The following is a 4,384-nucleotide window of genomic DNA, read 5'->3' as shown; positions in this document are numbered from 1 at the left end:
GGCTAGATGTTCAATGCGCACAACCTGCCTTCTCCGGCTCGACCAGATTCTCGTACCACTACCGAGTCAAATTGTAGGCATTTCCCCCATGCCGCTCACGATGAACATGTGTGACTGTGATGCCCGTAAAACGGGCCGTTCTCCTGGAGGAAGCGAACGTCACATGCCTATTAGGCCGACTTTTTGTCTCTCATGGAGCGCTCCGAGGTGGGGTCACATCGGCGGCGGTGGATGCATTCCACAGCTTTGTGGATGTGGCGGTTTCCTGCGGGGCTCGCGCAGGCAGTTAATGGAAGGAGGGGCCCGCGGAGCGTCTGCAGAGGAGCATTGGCTGATTGGTCTGTCGATGCGGCTGGCGACGCGGAGAATCTTCCGGACTATGTCGGTGCAATTGCTCGCAGCGAGATGGCGCGGCTGTCGGTGCGCCGGTTGTACCGAGGCGCAAAGGATGCGCTGGGAACATTGCCATATCGCCGCTCTAGTCGATGCAAAGTTACGGTATTGCGCCGCGCGCGGGAGGCTCGGGGTGCGGTGGCGATCAAAGCCATTCCCCCCTCGCTAGGGTAACCACTGTCGTGAAAGTTGTTGCGGTGAAGGGCACTGGGTCAGGGAACGAGCAAGTGCACCGCGAAAGATGTCTACGCATGTGTTCTGCGACTGTGAGCCGTAGCTGATGAGTTGGTCGCGCAAATGCGAATTGGGCGGGATGTCCAATATTCCTATGGCAGCGGGAGTGTTCTGATGCCCATAGAGATACCTCATGAGGTTGTGGTGTTCCTCAATTTCGTTGGTGTTCCCTATCCGGATATCAACGAAGATGACGTACGCAGTCTCGGTGAGCATGTGCGTTGCTTCGCCGCGAACGTTCAAGATACGCACGAATCCGCGACCGGTGTAATCAAAGACATGGGCTCAATCTATTCCGGATACTCGTACGAGGAGCTGGTCGCGACCTGGGCGCGGATGAGCGCAACGAACATGACGGAGCTCGACGAGGGATGTAAAGTCGTGGCACGCGCGCTGGACATTGCTGCGGATGTGATCACCGCGGTAAAGGTGGCGGTATTGGCCGAACTCGCTGCGCTGGCAGTGAGTTACGCAGCGATCCTGGCAACTCCGGCAGGCCCGGCGGCTGGCCCCGCTATTGCTACGGCAGCACGTCGAATATGCGATCAGATGCAGCAGAACCTTGTCGGATACCTGCTGGCCGAGGTGATCGGAAAGGCCATAGAGCCGTTCGAAGACGCCATCGAAAAAATGATCCATGGTTTCGTCTACGGGGCGGCGAGTAATGCCTTGGGGGTGCCACCATCCGATAGTTCATCGGCGCTGCCCTTGTATATTGAACCTGATGAGGTCATGCGTTATGCCAGGATACTCGATGACCACGCGGACGAGATGATGCGGCATGCTGAGAATTTTGCCACTAACGTGGGGAAGCTAGATTTCACCACCCGCAGCCTCGACAGCCTGAGCGCCCAGGAGACCGGACGCGCCCCGATCGACCTGATCCGCAGTGCTAACGATTCCCAGGTGCAGTCTGCGCCGCATAGCAGGCTCGAGTTGCCACCGACGTCGCGTGAATTTCCGCACGTCCACTCTGGGGCAAGCTTTTTTGACCCTCCGTCACCCCACGCAGGAGGTCACACCACAGATGTACCCGCAGACCATTTTGGCCGCAATGTAGCTACTGCGGAGTTCGGTGGCAGGCATTCCGCTGGTATGGAAGCGAAAATATATGCACCGATGAGTGACTCGCCGGCTCGGCAGGAAGCTCATGCTCGCGAAATGACGCCTGTGGCCGATGGTATATCGAGCACGAACACGCCCGACAGAGCTGCACGCGGCGGGGTCGGACATGAGGTCGACAATCTCCCTGCCCACCCCTCCAACATCGCAGCCAGCCATGTCCCGCCGCTGTCAGATGACGTGCAGACGCACAGAACCGCCTTGGACACCGCGGTTGCCGAGACACGGCTACACGGGCGCTCCAGTATGGATATCGACAGTCACAAATCCGAATCGGCAGCTGAACCGTACACAGTCGGCGCCCGAGCGCAATCCAACTATGCTGACACAACAGACCAGACCCGGCCCCAGGCCCAGCGGGCTATTGGGCCAAGCGATCAGTCCACCAAAGCTACACCATGGTCACGATCGGCGCGTGCAGCTACGCAACGCAAGTCTGCCTCGAAATTCGGTCCGTCGGAGGCTTCCCGGACGCCGGGCACCTCTTCACCCGCCCAAAGGCCGATGGCCACCCCGTGGTCGAGAACTGAACGCACTCCTAGCACACCGAAGGTGTTCGCGCCGAGCGCGACAGGTCCCCGCCGCCGTCAGCATGTTACGGATCGCGGCTCGGTCAACCCTGAAACTCGATCCCCCACAGTGGAATCCGACGCGGATACACAACCTCCTGCGAGGCCTGTAGTCTATTCGCGGGAAACAGAGAGGCATGACCAGCCGCCGGCCAACAGCTAGCGTGTCGGTCAAGCGTCGACATCTCAGGTAGCCTTTTTTACCCGTAGGTTGGCGGCCCCAAGGCTGGCGATGCATAAAGAAGATGAGGCCGGCCCTTCGATATTTCGGCTGCACCTTGCGCGGGTGTGGTCGGCGGTGTTCTGAACCGTCCTGGATCCGGTAGAGACTCGGATTCAGGCCACCTCGGCTGAGATGGTCTGTTGATGGTAGAGGTGTTCGTATTCGGTCGGCGGTAGGTATCCGATCGCCGAGTGGAGGCGTTGGGTGTTGTACCAGTGCACCCACGATGCCGTTTCCCGTTCGAGTTCTGCCCGGCCGGGGAAAGGCGGGTGCCGGTCGATCAGCTCGGTTTTGTAAAGCCCGATCGCCGATTCCATGAGGGCATTATCGAGGGCATCGCCGACGCTGCCGATGGACCCGGCGATACCCGAGCCTCGCAGCGTTTCGGTGAAAGCCAGCGACGTATATTGACTTCCGGCGTCGGAGTGATGAACCAAACCTGTTGCGGTGAAACGGAAATCGGTCCTCCGGCGGGTGAACAACGCTTGCTCGAGCACCGAGGTCACCAACGGGGTCGTCTTACTGGTCATCACCCGCCAGCCGAGGATGCGGAGTGAGTACACGTCGATGCAGAACGCGGTGTAGCAGAACCCGGCCAGTGTCCAACAGTAGGTGAAATCGGCGACCCACCACTGATCCGGCCGAACCGGTTGCGACCAGGCCCGCCCGATCAGGTCCGGGTGCCGCGCGGGCTGGTCGCGGTCGCGTTCTGTGGTGATCGTGGTGCGCCGCCCGCGCACGACCCCGTCGATCCCGGCCAGCCGCATCAGCCGCGCGACCTGGTCGCGGCCGAGGTTGTGGCCGGCGCGGCAGGCGGCGCGCCAGAGTTTGCGTATCCCGTAGACGCGCCGGTTGGCCGTCCACAGGTCGAACAACTCGGCCGCGTGTGCATCAGCCCAGACCGCAGCGCTGATGCCGCGCTTCTTCGCGGCGTAGTAGGTGGACGGGGCGATCTGCAGCCCGTGCCCGGTGAGCACACGGCAGATCGGGTCGACCCCGAACCGGTGGCGGTGAGCGTCGATGTAGTCGACGATCACCGCAGTCGGCGGTCGACCTCCGCCGCCGCGAAAAACGCGCTCGCCGTCCGCAAAATATCGTTGGCCCTCCGCAATTCGGCCACCTCGCGGCGCAGCGCCTTCAGTTCCTCGGACTCCGACACCGACGCCGGCACCGGATCGTCGGCCGGTTGTTCGGTCTTCTCGACCCAGTTCCGCAGCGTCGCCGGCTTGATATCCAGCAACGCGCCCACATGCCTGCGCGCCGCGGCCATCGACTCGCCGTGCTCGCGGATCCGGTCCTGGTACATCCGCACTGCTCGAGCACGAGTCTCCTCGTCGAACTTCCGTGGTGCACCCATGACTGACAGTCTCCCTTGCTAAAACGGGAGCCTCCAACCAGTCCAGGACGGTTCAGTTCAGCCATGCCGCCAACGGAATCGCCGGTCATCAGAGGTCTCGCACACCATGTGTTTGCTGGTTCTTGCTGTTGCCGGTCGCTCCAGCTGGGCTGCAGAACGCGCTGAGAGTCACCGGGGTCGCAGGTGGGGATGTGGAGACGTGGGCGATACGGGAGCTGTGGTGGCAACTGTCGGTACTCCGAGTGGTTGTGGGGGCGTCGGTACCAAGGTGGCGGTCGGTGGCGATACAACCACGAGGGTGGAGGGGTGCGAATGTGGTTTTCGACGCCGTACTGAAGCCATGCTGGTGAGGGGCCGGGCTGCGTAGATGTTGTTTTTGCGCATCTAGCTCGAGTTTTAACGTCTGAGCTGGTGTTTTGCGCCCCGGATGATCATGAATGAAGCCCCTGGTTCATCATGTCTTCTTGCGACAGAAAGACTTTCTGC

At 61.2% G+C, this 4,384-nt stretch carries 2 protein-coding genes and 1 other annotated feature; of the genes, one reads left to right on the top strand and one right to left on the bottom strand.

What is annotated here, in order from left to right; genetic code table 11:
• Positions 1–741: 741 nt before the first annotated feature.
• Positions 742–2,481, top strand: a complete 1,740-nt coding sequence (locus NA4_RS41090) for a WXG100-like domain-containing protein (protein ID WP_157129547.1) — start codon at positions 742–744, stop codon at positions 2,479–2,481.
• A 173-nt stretch (positions 2,482–2,654) separates the two neighbouring features.
• Here the strand turns inward: NA4_RS41090 and NA4_RS37375 are convergent.
• A protein-coding gene (locus NA4_RS37375) for an IS3 family transposase (RefSeq protein WP_373862877.1) occupies positions 2,655–3,898 on the bottom strand; the annotation gives its coding sequence in 2 pieces (ribosomal slippage) (positions 2,655–3,604 and positions 3,604–3,898; 1,245 coding nt in all).
• Positions 3,486–3,617, bottom strand: a sequence feature (AL1L pseudoknot). (Overlaps the previous gene by 132 nt.)
• Positions 3,899–4,384: the final 486 nt, after the last annotated feature.

The sequence above is a fragment of the Nocardia amamiensis NBRC 102102 genome (assembly GCF_001612745.1).
In the GTDB taxonomy this organism is placed as follows: domain Bacteria; phylum Actinomycetota; class Actinomycetes; order Mycobacteriales; family Mycobacteriaceae; genus Nocardia; species Nocardia amamiensis.
The sequence above is the reverse complement of the archived record's forward strand: the minus strand, read 5'-3'. Positions and strand labels throughout refer to the sequence as shown.